Source organism: Streptococcus suis (genome assembly GCA_024583055.1).
GTDB lineage: Bacteria > Bacillota > Bacilli > Lactobacillales > Streptococcaceae > Streptococcus > Streptococcus suis_V.
Genome location: CP102145.1, coordinates 1477981 through 1497441, shown reverse-complemented (window position 1 = coordinate 1497441; position 19461 = coordinate 1477981). Strand labels below are relative to the sequence as shown.

The 19461-nt window shown below is 42.0% G+C and carries 18 protein-coding genes and 3 tRNA genes; 4 read left to right on the top strand and 17 right to left on the bottom strand.

The features are described from left to right. Positions 1–50 precede the first annotated feature (50 nt). The 16 genes from ftsH to NQZ91_07355 all read right to left on the bottom strand — a co-directional run bounded on the left by ftsH (position 51) and on the right by NQZ91_07355 (position 17702). Positions 51–2015, bottom strand: coding sequence for an ATP-dependent zinc metalloprotease FtsH (gene ftsH / locus NQZ91_07430; protein ID UUM57228.1), 1965 nt, complete (start codon positions 2013–2015; stop codon positions 51–53). 21 nt (positions 2016–2036) lie between these two features. After that, positions 2037–2579 carry a hypoxanthine phosphoribosyltransferase gene (hpt, locus tag NQZ91_07425; protein ID UUM57227.1) on the bottom strand — a complete coding sequence of 181 codons (543 nt, stop codon included), beginning with the start codon at positions 2577–2579 and terminating at the stop codon, positions 2037–2039. Between the two features lie 6 nt (positions 2580–2585). Beyond that, on the bottom strand, positions 2586–3854 hold the full coding sequence (gene tilS, locus NQZ91_07420; GenBank protein ID UUM57226.1) for a tRNA lysidine(34) synthetase TilS: 1269 nt from the start codon (positions 3852–3854) through the stop codon (positions 2586–2588). Further along, the gene (locus NQZ91_07415; protein ID UUM57225.1) at positions 3854–5134 is read right to left on the bottom strand and encodes a class A beta-lactamase-related serine hydrolase; all 1281 of its coding nucleotides are present in this window, start codon (positions 5132–5134) and stop codon (positions 3854–3856) included. Before NQZ91_07415 ends, tilS begins: the two co-directional genes overlap by 1 nt. Positions 5135–5146: 12 nt before the next feature. Then, positions 5147–5275 carry an SP_0009 family protein gene (locus NQZ91_07410; GenBank protein UUM57224.1) on the bottom strand — a complete coding sequence of 43 codons (129 nt, stop codon included), beginning with the start codon at positions 5273–5275 and terminating at the stop codon, positions 5147–5149. Further along, on the bottom strand, positions 5272–5643 hold the full coding sequence (locus NQZ91_07405) for a septum formation initiator family protein (GenBank protein ID UUM57223.1): 372 nt from the start codon (positions 5641–5643) through the stop codon (positions 5272–5274). The genes NQZ91_07410 and NQZ91_07405 overlap by 4 nt, the downstream gene beginning before the upstream one ends. Continuing rightward, the gene (locus NQZ91_07400) at positions 5630–5902 is read right to left on the bottom strand and encodes an RNA-binding S4 domain-containing protein (protein UUM57222.1); all 273 of its coding nucleotides are present in this window, start codon (positions 5900–5902) and stop codon (positions 5630–5632) included. Before NQZ91_07400 ends, NQZ91_07405 begins: the two co-directional genes overlap by 14 nt. A 184-nt stretch (positions 5903–6086) precedes the next feature. Continuing rightward, positions 6087–9578: a transcription-repair coupling factor gene (mfd, locus tag NQZ91_07395; protein UUM57221.1), complete on the bottom strand. Its 3492-nt coding sequence runs from the start codon at positions 9576–9578 to the stop codon at positions 6087–6089. Further along, positions 9578–10147 (bottom strand): aminoacyl-tRNA hydrolase, encoded by a 570-nt coding sequence (pth, locus tag NQZ91_07390; GenBank protein ID UUM57220.1) that lies wholly within the window; start codon positions 10145–10147, stop codon positions 9578–9580. Before pth ends, mfd begins: the two co-directional genes overlap by 1 nt. A 163-nt stretch (positions 10148–10310) precedes the next feature. Next, a complete protein-coding gene (gene ychF / locus NQZ91_07385; GenBank protein ID UUM57219.1) occupies positions 10311–11426 on the bottom strand; it encodes a redox-regulated ATPase YchF in 1116 nt (371 codons plus the stop codon). Positions 11427–11654: 228 nt separating this feature from the next. Next, complete coding sequence (locus tag NQZ91_07380; GenBank protein ID UUM57218.1) at positions 11655–11858, bottom strand: DUF951 family protein; 204 nt, start codon at positions 11856–11858, stop codon at positions 11655–11657. 9 nt (positions 11859–11867) lie between these two features. Beyond that, a complete protein-coding gene (locus NQZ91_07375; protein ID UUM57217.1) occupies positions 11868–12746 on the bottom strand; it encodes a hypothetical protein in 879 nt (292 codons plus the stop codon). A gap of 51 nt (positions 12747–12797) precedes the next feature. Beyond that, positions 12798–13934, bottom strand: a complete 1137-nt coding sequence (gene dnaN / locus NQZ91_07370) for a DNA polymerase III subunit beta (protein UUM57216.1) — start codon at positions 13932–13934, stop codon at positions 12798–12800. A 141-nt stretch (positions 13935–14075) separates the two neighbouring features. Then, positions 14076–15491, bottom strand: coding sequence for a chromosomal replication initiator protein DnaA (gene dnaA / locus NQZ91_07365; GenBank protein UUM57215.1), 1416 nt, complete (start codon positions 15489–15491; stop codon positions 14076–14078). Positions 15492–15679: 188 nt separating this feature from the next. Continuing rightward, complete coding sequence (locus NQZ91_07360) at positions 15680–16450, bottom strand: ParB/RepB/Spo0J family partition protein (protein ID UUM57214.1); 771 nt, start codon at positions 16448–16450, stop codon at positions 15680–15682. Positions 16451–16517: 67 nt separating this feature from the next. Next, entirely contained in the window at positions 16518–17702 is a 1185-nt protein-coding gene (locus NQZ91_07355) for a trypsin-like peptidase domain-containing protein (GenBank protein UUM57213.1), read from the bottom strand. Positions 17703–17893: 191 nt separating this feature from the next. Here NQZ91_07355 and rlmH point away from each other — a divergent pair, with 191 nt between their 5' ends. Then, positions 17894–18373, top strand: coding sequence for a 23S rRNA (pseudouridine(1915)-N(3))-methyltransferase RlmH (gene rlmH / locus NQZ91_07350; protein ID UUM57212.1), 480 nt, complete (start codon positions 17894–17896; stop codon positions 18371–18373). Positions 18374–18401: 28 nt separating this feature from the next. Beyond that, a complete protein-coding gene (locus NQZ91_07345) occupies positions 18402–19079 on the top strand; it encodes a YoaK family protein (protein ID UUM57211.1) in 678 nt (225 codons plus the stop codon). Here the strand turns inward: NQZ91_07345 and NQZ91_07340 are convergent. Further along, positions 19077–19150: transfer RNA gene (locus NQZ91_07340), tRNA-Arg, on the bottom strand. The two genes, NQZ91_07345 and NQZ91_07340, sit on opposite strands and share 3 nt — an antisense overlap. Before the next feature lie 124 nt (positions 19151–19274). Here NQZ91_07340 and NQZ91_07335 point away from each other — a divergent pair. Together NQZ91_07335 and NQZ91_07330 are read left to right on the top strand one after the other, a co-directional pair. Further along, a tRNA-Glu gene (locus NQZ91_07335) sits at positions 19275–19346 on the top strand. Between the two features lie 5 nt (positions 19347–19351). Then, positions 19352–19424 (top strand) — tRNA-Asn (locus NQZ91_07330). The last annotated feature ends 37 nt before the right edge of the window (positions 19425–19461 follow it).

The following is a 19461-nucleotide window of genomic DNA, read 5'->3' as shown; positions in this document are numbered from 1 at the left end:
TTCGTATTTATAAGGAGAAAAAAGAGAAACCTTGCGATTTCTCTCTTGAATTATTTCATTTTTTCTTTGATTTCATCGTATGAAAGGGGGTGGACATCTTCTTCATCGTGCTCTGTTTTTTCAGGCATTTGGCCTTTTTCATAGAGCGATTTGATTTGAACGCTGTCCAATGTTTCATACTTGAGTAGGGCTTCTGCAATCAACTGGTGTTTTTCACGGTTGTCCTGGATGATTTCAGCTGCTTTGTTATGGGCTTCTGTCAGGAGATTACGTACTTCTGTGTCCAGTTCGTAAGCAGTTTGCTCAGAAATGTATTTTTGAGTAGTTTGGGCACCGAACATAGCATGGCTACCTTCGTACTGCATTGGTCCCATTTTTTCACTCATACCATATTCAGCAACCATAGCACGCGCCATTTGCGTTGCTTGTTCAAAGTCATTTGAGGCACCTGTTGTTTGAGTATTAAAGATAATTTCCTCAGCCACACGACCACCCATGAGTCCTGCCAATTGCTCTTTCATGTCTTCTTTAGAAAGTAGCATTTGATCTTCTTTAGGAAGGGCAATCATATAACCACCAGCGCGACCGCGAGGGACAATAGTAACCTTGTGAACTTCACGTGCATTTGATAGGACAAGGCCGACAATGGTATGACCTGCCTCATGGTAGGCAACGATTTCACGCTCTTTAGCTGAAATCTGACGGTCTTTCTTAGAAGGTCCGGCGATAACCCGGTCTTCCGCCTCGTCAATATCCGAAGCGTCGATAACGGTTTTATTGCGTCGAGCTGCAACAAGAGCAGCTTCGTTGAGGACATTTTCCAAATCGGCTCCGACGAAACCTGGTGTTTGTTGGGCAACCAATTTCAAATCAACATCATCAGCCAGCGGTTTATTCTTGGCGTGCACCTTGAGAATAGCTTCGCGACCCTTGACATCTGGACGACCAACCAAGACCTTGCGGTCAAAACGACCTGGACGAAGAAGAGCTGGGTCTAAAACATCACTACGGTTTGTAGCTGCAATAACGATAATGCCTTCATTTCCTTCAAAACCATCCATTTCAATCAGGAGTTGGTTGAGGGTCTGCTCACGCTCATCGTTACCACCGCCCATGCCGACACCACGTTGGCGACCGACAGCATCAATCTCGTCGATGAAAATGATGGCCGGAGCTGCTTTTTTAGCGTCTTCAAAGAGGGAACGAACACGGCTGGCACCGACACCGACAAACATTTCAACAAAGTCTGAACCAGAAATCGAGAAGAATGGGACACCTGCTTCGCCGGCCACTGCCTTGGCAAGAAGGGTTTTACCAGTCCCTGGAGGGCCTTCCAAGAGGACACCTGCTGGAATACGGGCACCGAGTTTGGTAAAGCGTTTTGGATCTTTCAGAAACTCAACAACTTCGACCAACTCTTGCTTTTCTTCTTCCGCACCTGCTACGTCTGAGAAGCGGACCTTGACATTGTTCTTTTCAAAGGCTCTGGCCTTGCTACGACCGAAGTTCATAGCGCCTCGGGCACCTCCGCCTCCTTGATTCATCATCATCATGAAGAATCCACCGAAAATAATCAAGGGAAGGAAGTTGAGGATAATGCTAAACCAGAGACTATTGGAACTTTCAGGCTTTATCGTGACTTTAATCCCGTTTTCATTGGCCAGGGTTTGAAGTTCTGATAGATTTGTCTCGGAAGGTAAAATCAGGGATTTGAAGTTTTTGTACTTGATTGTCTCTGAAACTTGGAACAATTTAATAGAAGAGGCTAGCTCGTCTTTGGCTGTTTGTTCCTTTTTGTACTTACCTGTAATTTCGATAACGCTTGAATCAGGCTGGTAGGTTAGTTCTGATACATTATCATTTTTAAGCTCGGTAATGACTTGAGAATAGGGAATTTCTTGCACCGTTACTTGTTTGCCAGCGTTAAAAAATTGGAAGGCTGTCAAAAGAGTCGCAATGACAAGAATAATGAGAAAAGGATTTTTTATAAATCCTTTATTTGGTTGATTGTTCATAATAATAGTAGGAAACCTTTTCTATTTTGTATAAACTTCCTCTTTCAGTACTCCAACATAAGGAAGATTACGGTAATTTTCGTTGTAATCTAGACCAAAACCGACTACAAACTCATTTGGAATAGTGAAGCAGGTATAGTCTGGCTCAATTTCAACAACACGGCCTTCTGGTTTATCCAAAAGAGTCGCAATTTTGATAGAAGCTGCTTGACGGAGGGCAAAAAGCTCCTTGAGTTCTTTCAGGGTACGGCCAGTATCAATAATGTCCTCTACAAAGATAATGTGACGACCAGCGACGCTATTGTCCAAATCCTTGATGATTTTTACGGTACCGCTACTTTCTGTACCACCGTGGTAGCTAGAAACGACCATGTAGTCTGTCTCTACATGGGCATCGATATGCTTCATCAATTCAGCCATGAAAGGAATAGATCCTTTCAAAATACCCACAAGAAGAGGATTTTTGTCTGCATAATCCTGGGCCAAGATTTGACCTAACTCTTTGCTTTTCGCAATGATTTCTTCTTCTGAAACGAGAACTTTTTTAATATCATTATCCAACATAATGTTTTACTCTTTCTGTTTGATATATAAGATAGCTTTCATTATACCATTTTTTGCAGATTTACTCAAATCAGTGATAAGCAGATTGGCAATTCCATAAATTTTTTCAGCCTGTTGGACAACTATGGCTTCTTGTCGTACTTGCTGAGGAATTTTTTGGTCAATAAACCAGCGACGGAGTTTCTTCTGAACACCATTTATGAGAAGGCTGTCTCCTGCCTGTCTGCTGCGTAAGGTAATGGGGCTATCTGGTTGCAGATAAAGGATTTGTTGGGCATCTTCCAGTGGTTGATTTAGGGAAAATAGGTAGTCTCCATAAGTGAAGATACCGTCTGATTCTATCACAAGGGGAGCTAGTGCTTCATCCGTCTGAGGTTGGATTTTGCTGATGCAAAACTGATGATAATCTTTTTCTAATTGGTAGCCGTTTTTTAGGCTGTGACGATAATTGGCCTTGGATCGTAAAATATGGAGGACTTGGTCAAACTGAGCAGCTGTCAATTGAAGGTCTGGGAATTGTTCTAAATATTCTTCCAGAAGAAAACTTTGTACAGCCTGGGTTTGCTGCTGAAAATGCTGGAGGTTGGTGATTTCTACATCTTTGGTCAAATCACGCAGGGCTTGGACCAACTGTTGGCTTTCGGATGCTAACTGGAGGAGATTCTTATCCAGCTGAGGATTTTCCTGTCTCAATTGTGGCAAATAGGTATTTCGGATACGGTTTCGTAAATAAGCTGGACTGGTATTGCTAGAATCTTCAAAATGAACTGTTGCTGGAAAATCGGATTTTTGAAAGGTCAGCAAGGGACGAATCAGCTGGCCAGGTCCGAAGTCTTGGACTGGCTGAATGGCTGAGATGTGACGCAGTCGATTGCCACGGAGAATCCGCATGAAAACTGTCTCAGCCTGGTCGTCCGCATGATGCCCCGTGACCAGAGCAGTATAGCCTTTCTGGTCCATGACTTGTTTGAAAAAGTCATAGCGCCATTTCCGCGCAGCATTTTCCGAGAAAGCTCCTTGAAAATGTGAAATATAAACAGGAAGTCGTAGTTGAGTCGCTAATTCTTTGATATAGCGCTCCTCTTCCTGGGATTCTGGTCGTTGCTGGTGGTTGATATGTGCTATGCCTAGTTCAATATCTAGCTTCTCCCTGCTGTCGTATAGGAGCTGCAAAAGTGTCAGGGAATCCAGTCCACCGGATAAAGCCACCAAAACTTTTCTGTGTTTATCAAAAAAGTGACCTTGGCGTGTCACTTTTATAAATCTTTCTTTCATTACTTCAAAATCTCGTAAATATCCTTGGCAATTTGTGAAATGTCGTCGTAGCTTGCCTTGTCCGTGAAGATGGACAAGATGAAGGGTGAGTCTGTATAGACCAGAGCCACGTCGTGCCTGAAATCATAGGCGTCACCTATCTTATGGGCCACCGGAACCGGAATGTCCTTGGGAATGCGCTGGTCATCGAATCTGGTTTCCTTGAGACTATCAAGTACGAACCCACCTTGATGGTAAATAGCTTCCATCATTAGTCCAGCTACTTTTGGAGATGTTTCACGTGTAACCATGTCCCATTTTTGATCAGTGATGGAGGTGATGTCATCGTAAAACTGCTGATTAAACTTGTCAGCCAGGTAGTAGCCGACAATATTGCTTGCGACATTGTCAGACTCTTTGGCGATACGGTTGAGCAGGTCGTCAACTTGGTATTCTTTATTGTCAACTCGCTTGCTGATGGATCCACTGCCTGCAGGGTCATAGGCTCCATCAAAGTTCTCTGTCTCCTTTACATACTTGACCTTATCTGTCAATTTAAAACGCCCTAAATCAATTTGTTTTTGGGCATAATAGAGTGTAGGAAGCTTAGAAACACTAGCTGCATATAGAATCTTATCCTGATTGATACCTGCTTCTAACTGACTTGACACTTGCTTGACATATATAGAATAGTTGTCTTTGTTGTATTTTGTGTCTAGGAGTTTTTGAACTCCTTCCATCCTATTATCTTGGGTTGACAAGTGGTCAAGTGGAACCCAGCCCTTGCCGACAATCTGAACAAACTGACCTCTCGGTGTCTCCACGAGTGTGTCAACCTGAACAGGCTGATAAGGAGGAAGGGTACTTTCTTTTTCATCCTGCTTTGTAGAAACAGGACTGGTTAAAATTCGAGTATTCTCCTTGGTCCAATAGGTCTGTTCAAGACCTACCTGGTTTAAAATCCTGTCATCTGCTACTTGGTCTTGACTAGCCAAAACATAGGTGCCATCCGATAGTGTGAAAACCTGCTGGTGGTGGTTATTTACCTCTAAACCTGCTAGTTCCAAACTGGAATCAGGCCCTATCTTGTGACTATAGTGGGTCAGGTCCATATCCTTAAACACATGGAGTTCTGTCAGGGAAATCGGGTTGCTAGGTAGGCTATGAAAGATGGGTTGATATTCTTTTTGATTGAAAGTTACGTACTCTTCTTGCGTGATTTCAAAGGGGACTTCTGTGCTGTCCACAATGGTTGCAGAAAATAAAATTGGCAAGAGGAGTATGACTAATTTTTCCTTCATTCTCCATTCTTTCTATTTGGAAATTTCTTGTTGTGGATCAACGGATACTTTTAGCTGTTGATTTTTTTCAGTGAGTTCTTCTAATTTGTCATCGGAATAGGACAAAAATAACTCAACATTTTTTAATAAATCTTCTGTCATTGGGGCAACAATCCTGGAATATTGTAGATAAACTCGCCATCTTTTGAAAACTGATACTTGGCGCGGACATATTTTGCAGCATATTCTTCATCCTGCAATTTTTTGACTAGGGCATCACGAAGTTCCTTCTCACGAGAAAGGTCTTTGTACTGATTTTCCAATTCAACTAGTTTGGCTTCATTTTGCTTCAATTTCTGATGACTAGCCACTAGATTATAGGTTGGCAACATAAAGAGAAAAATCACCAAGACAATGACCGTCGCTAAAAAACGGTTTTTTTGCTGTTTTTCTAGCTCTTTGCGGTGAAATCTTTCCTTCTCAGCATCAATGAAACGATTGCTGATTTGAAGAACCTTAGATTTTTTCATCTGCTTCTATCCTTTTTTCACTAACGATTTCGTACATTTTCAGAGCGTCTTCTTTCTTGGTCGAGTCTTTCATTTCCAAGACCTTGACTGTCAAGAGTTTGTTTCCAAATTGGATTTCGATTTTATCATTGATTTTGACATCCGTTGAAGACTTTGCCAAAATGCCGTTGATTTTGATACGGCCCTTGTCTGCCACTTCTTTTGCAACTGTTCGGCGCTTGATAATACGGGATACTTTTAAATATTTATCTAGTCTCATTTGAATTACCTCAACTAAATATTATATCATTTTTTAAAGGTTTTGGTAGAATAGGATAACTTTGTTACCAAAATGTAAAAAGAGAGTTTGGAAACTCTCTCACCAAAATATGAGTGCTGAAATGACTGCTCCTGCGAAGAAAATGAGAATTGATACATTCAATGAAATAAACAGTTCGGCACAATCAACCTTTACTTAACTTAATTTGGGCCAATTTTTCTGCGAATTGGATCAATTCCTCCAAGATTTCATAATCCTTCTGTTTTTGAAGGGTAAAAATCACTTCTAAACGGCCCCGATTCTCTGCAATTTGAACCTTGAGATTGGTCACTGATAGGGCCTGGAAATAATCCTGGGTCAGGAAAATTTGACCAGCCATGGGCTCAAAGGAAATTGTAATCTGCTGTTTCTTTCTAAGGACACTTTGACAGAAAACCTGGTCCAGATAAGATTTGAGGAGACCAATTTCTAGCAAATAGGCTACAACATCCGGATAGTCTCCGAAGCGATCGACCAACTCTTCCTGCAATTCTTGATAGTTTACACGGCTGTCAATGTTCTTGATCCGCTTGTAAATCTCGATTTTTTGACGCTGGTCTGAAATGTATTCACTCGGTAAATAGGCATCAATCTGCAAATTGATTTCCGTATTACTCTTCTGACGCTGGCCAGCTTTACCTTGCCTTTCAAGAATGGCCTGTTCCAAAAGCTGAGAGTACATTTCATAGCCGACTGAGTCAATAAAGCCAGACTGGGCTGCACCGAGAATATTTCCCGCACCGCGGATGGACAGGTCCTGCATAGCAATCTTGAAGCCAGACCCCAGTTCTGTAAAGCCTTTGATGGCTTCTAGGCGTTTTTCAGCCACTTCTGTTAAGGACTTGTCAGGCCGATACATGAGATAGGCATAGGCGATACGATTGGAACGGCCGACACGACCACGAAGTTGATAGAGGGTTGACAGTCCCATATGGTCGGCATTTTCAATAAAGAGGGTATTGGCATTTGGAATATCAACCCCTGTTTCAATAATGGTAGTCGTAACGAGAACATCGTACTCCCCTTCCACAAAGGCATAGAGGGTATTTTCCAGTTGAATTTCAGACATTTGTCCGTGAACATAACCGATGCTGGCCTCTGGAACCAACTCTTTCAGCTCTGAAACTTTTTGCTCAATGGTGTCAACTTTATTGTAAAGATAGTAAACCTGTCCGTCACGGTCTAATTCACGGATAATGGCATCGCGAATGACTGTTGGATTGGTTTCCATGACATAGGTTTGGACAGGATAGCGATTAGTTGGCGGTGTTTCAATAACAGACAAATCACGAATTCCAAGCATGGACATTTGCAGGGTCCGAGGTATAGGAGTTGCTGTCAAGGTCAGGACATCGATTTTCTTTTTCAGCTCTTTAAGGCGTTCCTTGTGCTTGACACCAAAGCGCTGTTCCTCGTCAATGACCAGTAAACCTAAATCGGAAAATACCACATCTTTGGAGAGCAGGCGATGAGTACCAATGATAATATCCACCTGACCTTTTTTGAGCTTATCCAGCGTTTTCTCCTGCTCTGCCTTGGTCTTGAATCGGCTCATCACATCAACATTGACAGGAAACTCAGCAAAGCGCTCTTGGAAATTTGCAAAATGTTGCTGGGCTAGGACCGTTGTCGGCACTAAAATTGCAACCTGTTTGCCATCATTGACCGCCTTAAAGGCTGCCCGCATGGCTACTTCTGTCTTACCAAATCCAACATCCCCGACCAAGAGCCGATCCATGGGCGAATCCTTCTCCATATCCTTTTTGATTTCGTCAATCGAGCGAAGTTGATCATCGGTTTCCACATGTGTAAAGTAGTTGTCAAACTCTTCTTGACTGGCATCATCAGGTGAAAAGGCAAAACCTTTGAGCTGACTGCGCTCTGCATAGAGCTTAATCAAATCATCCGCAATGTCTTCAACCTGCTTTTGCACCTTCTGCTTGGTCTTTTGGAAACGACCGTCGTTTAACTTATTGACCTTAGGTGCCTTGCCGTCTGAGGCCAGGTATTTGGACAGGAGGTCAATCTGCTCTACTGGAATGGAAATGCGGTCAGCATTCTGATATTGCACAGTAACATAGTCCCTATGAACACCCGATATTTCAATGGTTTCAATCCCTAAATACTGACCGATTCCGTGAACATGGTGGACTACATAATCTCCGACTGAAAGCTCACTATAATCCTTAATCCGCTCCGCATTGGACATGTTTGTCCTGCGGATTTTGCGCTTGATTTTCTTATTAAAAATTTCCTTTTCAGTGATGACAACCAGCTTTTCATCCATAAGGTGAAAACCAGCTGACAGCTGACCGACGGTGATTTGCTGCTGCCCAGCGACTAATTGTGATGCTGAATGGACTGGTAAATGAATCTCGTATTCCTGTAAAGATTTCTGTAAAGCTTGTAAACTTGTTTCAGAAGAAGCCTGGATAATGACCGTATTGTTTGATTTGGCATAGCGAGCCAGTTCATCTTTTAAAAGCGGAATTTGGTGGAAAAATTCCTGCATGGGATACTGAGTAAATTGATAAAGTCCGTCAAACTTGACATTGCCCAGACCTTTCTGGAAACTAGAAAAGAAGGTGGCTGGCTTGTATTTTCTCAAATCAGCATAGGTTGACGCGAAGTAATTCAAACTTGACACTGATTTACCATTCTGTAAATCCTGTGTCAAGACATCCGCAACTTCTTTCTCAAACTGGGCCTGTTTATCAGAAATTTTATGGAAATCATCTAGAAAAATAGGTGAACCTTTTGGAAGATAATCCAAAATAGTCCAGCTATCCTCATATAAGAAGGACAGGAATTTTCTGAGATCCGGATGACGGTAGGAAGACTGCATGTCTGCCAAGACTTCCTTGAGATAGGAAATCTGTTCTTCTTGATTGGAACGCTCAATCGTTTTCTGAATGATAGGAATAGCTCGTTGGTAGTCCTCTTCCGTCACAATCATTTCTGATGCTGGTGAAACAAAAATCTGTTCACAATTTTCCAGAGACTTCTGGCTATCGACGTCAAAAGTTCGGATGCCGTCTATTTCATCACCGAAAAACTCCAGACGATAAGGATGCTCAGCCTGCATATCATAAATATCTAAGATGTCTCCTCGCTGGCTAAATTCTCCCTGGATCAAGACACGAGAAACCTTCTTATAACCTGTATTGACAAGTGACTTGACAAGGGTGTCAACTTCCATTTCCTGACCAACTGAAAGTTCTAATCTAGCAGATTGATAGGCAGAAGGACTAGGTAGCAAAACACGGCAGGCAGCCATACTAGCTACCAGAAACCCTGATGAAGTCTTGTCTTGTAGGAAATTCAAACTATCAATTCGAGACTGGGTTCGCTCTTTGGAGGCAAAAACAAACTCGGCAACAGGACTGTCATCTGTAAAGAAGTTGTAAACAGAGTCGCTACCAATAATAGCTGACAAATCTGTTGCCAAGCGCTCGGCCTCATTTTGGGTCGCCGTCACAATTAAAATCTTTTCTGCTAAGCTATCAAAGGCAGTTGCCATGACCAAGGACTTGCTGGTTCCTGATAGTCCTAGGAGGAGTTGGCGAGTGGATTTATTCAGTCCTGCCTGCCACTGATTGATTTGCTTATTTTGGTGTAATAAATCTAGGATGTTCATTAGCCGTTAAACTTTCTCATGATGGTATCAAAGTCATCTTCCTGTAAATAGAAGTTGACAGCCTTGTCAAGTTTTTCAAGAGCTAGGTCAACGTCAATGCGGTCCTCCGTATCAAATCCAGATAAAACATGATGAACCACACTCATCTTGCCCTTGGGACGACCGATGCCAATCTTGATGCGGTCAAATTGATCTGTTCCTAGATACTTGATGATAGACTTAATACCATTGTGCCCACCGGCCGATCCTTTTTGACGGAAACGGATTTTTCCAACAGCCATGTCCAAATCATCATAGGCCACCAGAATATCAGTCTCATCCAGTCCGTAGTAGGTCAGCAGCGCATGCACTGCCTTGCCCGATTCATTCATAAAGGTCGTCGGCTTGACCAGAAAAATCTTCTCTCCGTCAATAAAGGTCGTTGCAAGGTCAGCTTGGAAAATCTTATCGTGCGTAAAAGTCACATTTTCACGCGCAGCAATTTTATCAATCAGCATAAAGCCGACATTGTGCTTGGTTTCAAAATAGCGGTCACCGGGATTGCCTAGACCTATTATCAATCGTGTCATTTTTTCTCCTTAAACACCAAAAGGGTTGGAAGTCTTTCCAACCTACTATTTTTATAGTTGTTTTTTGATTGCTAAACATTTGCTTAGTCTAGGCATCAAAGTCACAGGCAGTACTGATAGTACGGCAAGACGAGATAACAACGAATAAGCGAATGTTAGGCCATCAGACATTGAAGCGGAACTCCATGATGTCCCCATCCTGGACCACGTACTCCTTACCTTCTTCACGAAGGCGTCCAGCCTCTTTAACAGCCTTCTCAGAGCCATAGTGCATCAAATCATCATAGGACATGGTTACGGCGCGGATAAATCCTTTTTCGAAGTCTGAGTGGATGATACCGGCCGCTTGAGGCGCCTTGATACCTCGCTTGAAGGTCCAAGCACGGACTTCTTTTTCACCTGCTGTAAAGTAAGTACCAAGACCAAGTAAATGATAAGCTGCACGAGTCAGTTTGTCAACACCAGACTCAGTCAAACCGATTGCCTCCAAGAATTCTGCCTTGTCCTCGTCGTCGAGTTCCGAAATTTCTTCTTCGGCACGCGCTGAAATGACTACCACTTCTGCATTTTCTGTCGCTGCGAAATCGCGGATTTGTTGAACATACTCGATGCCGTCTGGGTCAGCGACCTTGTCCTCATCAACGTTAGCTACATAAAGGACTGGCTTGGTGGTCAAGAGGAAAAGCTGCTTGACAATTTTTTGCTCTTCGTCTGTAAAAGCTACTGTACGAGCTGATTTACCATCTTCCAAGACGGGCTTGATTTTTTCGAGGACTGCAAATTCTGCCACAGAATCCTTGTCTTTCTGGGTACGAGCCATCTTCTCCACACGCGCATAGCGTTTGTTGATACTCTCCAAGTCAGCCAAAATCAATTCTAGGTTAATCGTATCAATATCAGCAAGCGGATCAACGAAGGCATCTTCACGCCCCTGCTCCCGCATGACATTTTCATCGTCAAAGGCACGAACCACGTGAACAATGGCATCCACCTCGCGGATATTGGCCAAGAATTTATTTCCCAAACCTTCCCCTTTAGAAGCACCTTTTACGATACCGGCAATGTCTGTAAATTCAAAGGTGGTCGGCACGGTTTTCTTTGGTGTAATCAACTCTGTCAACTTGGTCAAGCGCTCATCTGGCACCTCTACCATTCCCACGTTTGGATCAATGGTCGCGAAAGGATAGTTGGCAGCCTCTGCTCCTGCTTTGGTAATTGCGTTAAATAGGGTTGATTTACCAACGTTTGGCAAACCGACGATACCTGCTGTTAAAGCCATATTCTTAGTTCTCCATATAAAAATTCAATCATGACTATTATAGCAGAAAGTAGAGGAAAAAGGCGATATGACGGAACGAAATTAGAAAATTTTATTTATGAAAATACAATGAAAATATGACTACGTTATTTATCATGATAAAACTGAAGACAAAGTTATAACCATCCATGGATTGGTTGCCTAGCAATTCTTATGAACTTGTCACAACTAGCAGTTGCAACCTGTCAACTAGGCTTCACTTGGCAGCACTTGTTTCATTTTTCGCTCAAAATCATGCCGGCTCATCATAACCACATGGTCACAGTTGCTGCAACGGATTTTAATATCTGCACCTAAACGAATGACTTCCCACTTATTGGCTTTTTTGCCAGTCGATTTGATGACACAGGCATGAGGCTTTTTCATTTCGACAAATGTTCCTAATTGATACATGTTAACTCCTTATAGATAGATTTTTCTTTCTTGGCAAGTCAATGCAAACTCTGTCCCCGCCAGCATTTCACCATCCGTTTGAAATAGGATTTGCTGACTGGTTTTGATAGAAATGGTTTGGCACTGGAGATGTTTGATATATTTGGATTTCTTATGACGCTTAAGGACTAAATCGAGCAAGGCCAGCACCCGTCTATGAATTGGGCCGTTTTCAATATAAACCAGATCGATTTTCTGCTCATGAGCAGAGGCTTCCGGCCAAATCATGATACCACCGCCAAAGTAGGTATTGTTGGCAAGAGACAGGAAAAAGAGATTCTTCAACTGTTGTTCCTGGTCATCAATGACCGCGTCCACTGTCAAGGACTGCACATCTAAAAGACTTCTGATAGCCATTATCAGATAGGTCAATTTACCAACTTTCACGCGCTTAAGCCAGTTTTTGAGCTTAGAGGATTCTGAGCGTGCAATCACCTGGGCAGCAAAACCAGCATCCATACTATTGACAATAATCCCAAAGGACGTCTTCAAAACACAAATAGACTGCGTTTTTTCTGTCAAGAGGGCAGTTAGGACAGTATCTATCTCTCTGATTTTCATTGATTTGGCGAAATCATTGCCCGAACCTGTCGGATAATAAGCAAAAGGTAGTTGGCTTGGCCAATCCGTCAGGCTTTTAGATAGCGTACCGTCTCCACCTAAAATGAGCAGTCTATCCCCGTCTCCATAGTCTTCTAAAATCTTTTGAATCTGAACTTTCTCATCATGCTTACCCTGGGTCAGATAGGTCTTAAAGTCTACTTGTGGATAAGTTTTTTTAAGCTGGTCTATTATACTTTCTGCAGAATGACTGCCAGCATTTGGATTTGCTAAAATGTGTACAATCATAGGTAATTTTAGTATAACATAAAAACGGCTCAATGGCCGATTTTACTGTTATTAGTTGGTACGAACAGGGGTTACCAATTGGATAAAATCGTCATCCTCACTGTTTGGCACCAGAGTAAATGGACGAACGTTGGAAATAAAGCTCACCTTCACCTGCTCACTGTTGGTCGCTTTGAGGGCTTCAATAAGATAAGTTGGGTTGAAGCTGATCACCAGATCCTCACCTGAAACATCCAAGGTATCGATTTCTTCATTGACGCGACCTACTTCTGGAGAATTGACATGGGCTGAGACAATACCCTTGGTAATTTCCAATTTCACCGTTCCATTCTGAGTAGCATTGGACAAGAGACGGGCACGCTCCATAGACTGACGGAGGTGGGTGGTATCAAAAACAGCTGTCGTCTTAAATTCTTTTGGAATGAGACGGTCGGTATCTGGATAGGTCCCTTCCAAAAGACGGGTATAGAAACTAATATACTCGCTTCTGAAGAGGATTTGGTTGTTGGAGAAGAAAACCTCTACCTTTTCAATTTCATCGGTAAATACGGCCGTAAATTCGCGGAGAGAACGGCTTGGGATGACCACATTGAAGTCATCTCCTGCAGTCTCCAAGACCAATTTACGCTGGCTGAGACGGTGGGAGTCGGTCGCCACTGTTTTGAGCTGTTTATTATCTGTTAGCACAAAGTGCACACCAGTTAGGATTGGACGACTTTCCTGAGTTGAGGCGGCGAAGGCTGTTTCGTTGATGGTTTGCTTAAGGACTTTTGTTTCCAATACCAGAGGTTTTGAAGTTGGCACTTCTTGCAAGCGTGGGTATTGCTCAGCTTCTTTTCCTTTGAGGGTAATTTCAGATTTACCACTAGTCAAGACAATCTGCTTTTGTTCGATTTCATTAAAATCAAGAACTAAATCAGGCATGCTAGAAACTACGTTGATAAAGAAAGCTGCTTCCAGAAGGATAGCTCCGGTTGAGCTAATCAAAAGACCAGCATTTTCATCTTGAACAGAAATAAAGTGTTCGATAGAAATTTGACCATTAGAACCAATCAGGGTAATACCTTCCGTATTAACAGCAATTTTAACAGTCGATAAAATAGGAATAGCATTCTTGGTACTGATAGCACGTTTGGTAATATTTAATGCTTGTAGGAAAATAGTTTTGTTAATGGAAAATTGAATCATGGATTCTCCTTTATTTATATATAATAAGGGTTAGTAATAGTAGTAGAGCCTGTTCATTCTGTGGAAAAGTGTAAGCAAGCGCATCAGAATAGGAAAAAAGGCTTGTTTACAACTTGTGGAAAATTGTGCACAAGTATGGGATTACAGAATCTTGTTTTTGATATTTGTAATTTCAATCAGGAAGCTTTCGTTATTCTTGAGCATGTCCCTTATTTTTTTATAGGCATGCATGACAGTTGTGTGGTCTCGATTACCGAAGGCCTTGCCAATTTTTGGAAGGGAGTTGTCCGTCATTTCCCTTGCTAGATACATGGCTACCTGACGGGCTAGGACAATATTTTGCAATCTCTTGCTTCCCTTTATTTCCTTGAGGCTAACGCCGTAGAATTTTCCGACCTCAGTCTGGATGGTCTCAATTGGGATAACAGAATTTTTGGGTGCTGCCTGATTGCGTCCTCGGATGGCCTCAGCTGCAATGTCGACGGTGATAGTGGTCAAATTTCTCATTCCAGCCAGAAGGCTGATATCTTTGAGAATACCTTCTAAATTTCTGACATTGGACTGGATTTGGCCTGCTAGATAGGTCAGGGTATCATTTGGAAATTCAAATGGATAGGTGGCACACTTTGTTCTGAGGATGGCCTCGCGCGTTTCGATATCTGGTGGATAAATCTGGCAGGTAGCTCCCCAACTAAAGCGGGATACCAGGCGGTCTTCCAAATTATCCAGGCTATCTGGATTTCGATCGCTGGTTAGGACAATCTGTTTTCCTTGGCTCAAGAGAGCATCAAAGGTGTGGAAGAATTCTTCCTGTGTTGAAGCCTTCCCCTTTAAGAGCTGGATATCATCAATGAGCAACAGGTCAAGATTTCTATAGTGCTCCTTAAATTCTTCCATGTCCAGTTCTTTTTTGGTGAGATAGTTGACAAATTCGTTAAGGAAGGATTCAGATGTGACATATTGAACACGCGCGTGCGGATTGTCTCCCAGGACTTGGTTACCAATTCCGTTGAGCAAGTGAGTTTTCCCAAGACCAGGTCCTCCCCAGATAAAGAGAGGATTGTAGAGCTGTCCAGGTGAATGAGCTACAGCTAGAGCAGCAGATTTAGCCATCATATTACTACCACCTTGGACAAAGTTATCAAAGGTGTATTGGGGCTGGATGCCTGATTGAATCGGAAGAAAACTGGATTTGCTGGGCTTGCCTATCGGAGCTGGAGTATCTGCTTCTGCTGGTGTTGTAACGACCTTATCAGCTTTATAGGCCTTGTCAGATTTTGGTTCTGATACAGATTGATAGGTATGGTAGGTGACGGAAATTTGCTCACCCAACACTTCTAAACCAGCAATCAGTATCAGTTCTTCAATATTTTGTTTCCATAATTTTTTCTTACTAGCAAGAATACTGTCGCTAGTTCCAGCGAGAAATATTGTTGCAACGCCATCCTGCAATTCAATCAGGCGCGCTTCTTCAACCAGTAGCTCGTAGACAGAATTGGAAAGACTGGACTGGGCTAGTTCAATAAATCGATTCCAAAATTCTTGTTCCTTGTCCATTTGAAGCCTCCCTTCCTAAAAAGTGCTTATCTAAGTTTACCATAAAAGGAAAAAGTTTTCCACAAGAATAAATATTTTCCACAATGTTTACATCACTTATCCACAAGTTGTGAATAAGTAAATTTATCACGATAAAATCGGCTTTTTCCACTATTTATTCCTGTTTATAAGTAGGGGGATTATTTTTATTAGTCACACAATTTTTTTAAGGTGTTGATAATTCTTTCGAATTCTTCGTTGGAATCAAAGGATAGGCTAAGCTTCCCCTGACCAGATTTCTGCTGTCTAATCGTGACCATGGTTCCCAGGAGTTTCTGTAATTCAGTTTCTTGCTCCTTCAAAAAGAGATTTGTTTTCGGTGGGGCTTGTTTTTTCTTCTTTTTCAAAGCATTTTCCAGCCAACGAACACTTAATTGCTCCTGTTGGATACGCTCTATCCAGTAGACTTGTTTCGATTCAGGAAGACCGATTAAGAGACGGGCATGCCCCTGGCTGATTTCTCCGGTTTCAATGGCAGTAATGGTCCTGTTACTGAGGCTCAGCAAACGCAGAAGATTGGAAATATAAGGGCGGGATTTGCCCATAATTTGAGCAATTTCATCGTGGGTCAGCCCCTTTTCAATCAATTTTTGATAAGATGCTGCTTCTTCAATGGGATTCAAGTCCGACCGTTGGAGGTTTTCGATAATAGCCTGCAACATGAGCTGGTCATCGGATAATTCCTTTACAAGGGCTGGAATTTCTTTTAGACCGGCTAATTGACTGGCTCGTAAACGTCGTTCTCCAGCCAATAATTCATAGCCTATGAGAGAGGATTTTCGGACGATAATCGGTTGGATAATTCCATTTTCTCGGATAGACTGGGCTAGTTCCAATAATTTTTCTTGGTCAAAATGTTTTCGTGGCTGAAAAGGATTTGTTTGAATATCCTTAATCGCTATCTTTTTTAATTCTTCCATACAGTGACATTCTAGCAAAAAAAACCTTACTTTACAATGCTGTAAAGTAAGGTTTTTTTTCCAACTATTAAGAAAGGTCGTCCGTAGAGTGTGTCAACTTTATGTCAACCTTCTCTTCTTTGCCTTGACGGTAATAGGTGACTGTAATCGTGTCGTTAATTTTTTGTTTGTAAAGGGCACTCTGTAAATCGCTCTTGCTCTCAATTTTCTTACTATTGATCTCAGTAATGACATCGTAGGTTTTTAATTTGCCATCAGCTGGTAGGCCTGACTGGGTTGAAACAACTACTACACCTGAGGTTAAATCTGTATTTGCCAGACCTGCTTTTTCTAATTGAATGGTTGACAGATTGGTCAAGTCGACCATGTGAATGCCCAAGGCTGGACGAACTACCTTACCATTTGTTTCCAATTGATTGATAATAGAAACAGCGTCATTTGAAGGAATCGCAAATCCCATACCTTCTATAGAGACACCACCATTATTGGCCAGAGAACTTGAAGTTATCTTACTTGAATTGATTCCGATAACCTGACCCTGAATATTGATGAGGGGGCCACCAGAATTACCTGGGTTAATGGCTGTATCTGTTTGGATTGCATTGGTGGAGATGGTTTGTCCGTCCTCTGTTTGAGAAGTGACAGTCCGGCTAAGGCTGGAAATAATGCCCTGGGTGACGGTATTGGCATAAACACTACCTAAAGGACTACCGATAGCGATGGCTGTTTCTCCGACCTTAATGCTGTCTGAATTGGCAAATTCAGCGACAGAGTGGGCTTTCTCAGCATCGATCTTGATAACGGCTATATCTGAATAGGTGTCTGCTCCCACTAGCTGTCCACTAACTTTCTCACCAGATGCTAAGAGAATGTCAATTTTTTCAGCATTGGCAATAACGTGATTGTTGGTGACAATGTAGGCATCCTTGCCATCTTTTTTATATATAACACCAGATCCCTCTCCTGCCACGGCCAGCTCATCGGAGCTTTCAATAGTACCAAAAATAGAGCTGAGGCTATTTGGTGTAGGCTGCTGGTAATTGATGACAGATACTACGGCATCCTGTACTTTTTCCACAGCCTTGGTTGTTGAATTCTCATTTTGATACTGAACTTTGCTGATGGTGGTTTCACCAGACCCCGCTTGCTGTGGAGCTGCGGGATTTTGGAAAGAGGACGCAACCAGATAGCCACTGATTCCTCCTAGAAACCCAAAGGCGAATAGAATGATAAATTTCAAATACTTTTTCATGACTTTTTCCCTTTCAGATTTAATCCATTTTCTAAAGATTACAATACCTTTCTTAATTATAACTTAAAATTTTCAAAATTCAATCCACAAGCTGTGGATAACTTTTTTCTTCTGTGTATAGACTCCCTATTTCCTTGCCTTATTGTCCATTTCATCTGTTAGATAGTTTGTGGATATGTTACAATAGAAATATGAAAATAAAAGTGATTACAGTTGGAAAACTAAAAGAGAAATATTTAAAAGATGGCATTGCTGAGTATAGCAAGCGGCTCAGTCGGTTTACCAAATTGGAGCTGCTTGAATTAGCAGATGAAAAAACACCCGACAAGGCTAGTCAGGCTGAGAACGAGCAAATATTGGCCAAGGAAGCGGAGCGGATTTTATCTAAAATCAACGAGCGCGACTTTGTCATCGCTTTGGCCATTGAGGGCAATCAATTTCCTTCAGAAGAATTTAGCAAAAAATTAGAAGATATTACAATAAAAGGATTTTCAGAAATTTCCTTTGTAATTGGAGGCAGCCTTGGATTGGCAGATTCGGTTAAAAAAAGGGCGAATTTGTTGATAAGTTTTGGAAAATTGACGCTGCCCCATCAATTGATGAAGTTGGTTTTGATGGAACAAATATACAGGGCCTTTATGATCCAACAGGGAAGTCCCTATCACAAATAGTTTCACGTGAAACAAGGAAGATGAGAGAATGAGAGAGTATCGTGTGTATGAGGGGCTAAGAGTGGCTACCTGCCTGACCTTTGTCAGCGGCTATTTGAATGCCTTTTCTTATTTGACCCAGGGTGGCCGGTTTGCAGGTGTCCAGTCTGGTAATGTCGTTTTGTTAGCTAGTCATTTAGCCCAGGGCAGCATCAAGAGTACAATTCACTTTTTAGTCCCAATTGTATTCTTTACACTGGGGCAATTTTTTACTTATTTAGCCAAAAAATATTTCTTGAAACACCGCTATCCTTGGCATTTTGGGAGCAGTTTAATCATTTTATGCTTGATTGTATTGACAATCGTTCTGACGCCCTTTGTCAATTCATTTTTTACTATGGGCTTATTGGCTTTTACAGCTTCCATCCAAGTAGAGACTTTTAGAAGTCTTAAGGGTGTCCATTATGCCAATGTGATGATGACTGGAAATGTCAAAAACGCAGCCTATATTTGGTTTAAGGGATTGATGGAAAAGAACGCACACTTGCAGGAAACTGGTCGAAATATCTACATTATTATTTTTGGGTTCATGCTTGGAGTTTGTCTATCTACTCTGTTTTCCCAATCCTTTGGAGAATATGCCCTCATAGGTGTCCTCCCCTTTGTTTTGTATATAAATTGGGAATTATGGAAAGAAAAAAGACCCGCCAGAGCAGGTCGGAGATGATTCCAGCAGGATTCGAACCTGCGACCGTTCGCTTAGAAGGCGAATGCTCTATCCAGCTGAGCTATGGAACCTCTTTCAACTCTTCTATTTTACATGAAAGATAGGTAGCTGTCAAGTTGCCGGAAAGTGAAAAAAATCTGAAAAAATGTTGACAAAAATAAGGTCATGTATTATACTAGTTAGCGTACTGATAATGGTCCGTTGGTCAAGGGGTTAAGACACCGCCTTTTCACGGCGGTAACACGGGTTCGAATCCCGTACGGACTATATCATCCGCCATAGCTCAGTTGGTAGAGCGCATGACTGTTAATCATGATGTCACAGGTTCGAGCCCTGTTGGCGGAGTAAATAAAGACTAGGAAACCTTGAGAAATCAAGGTTT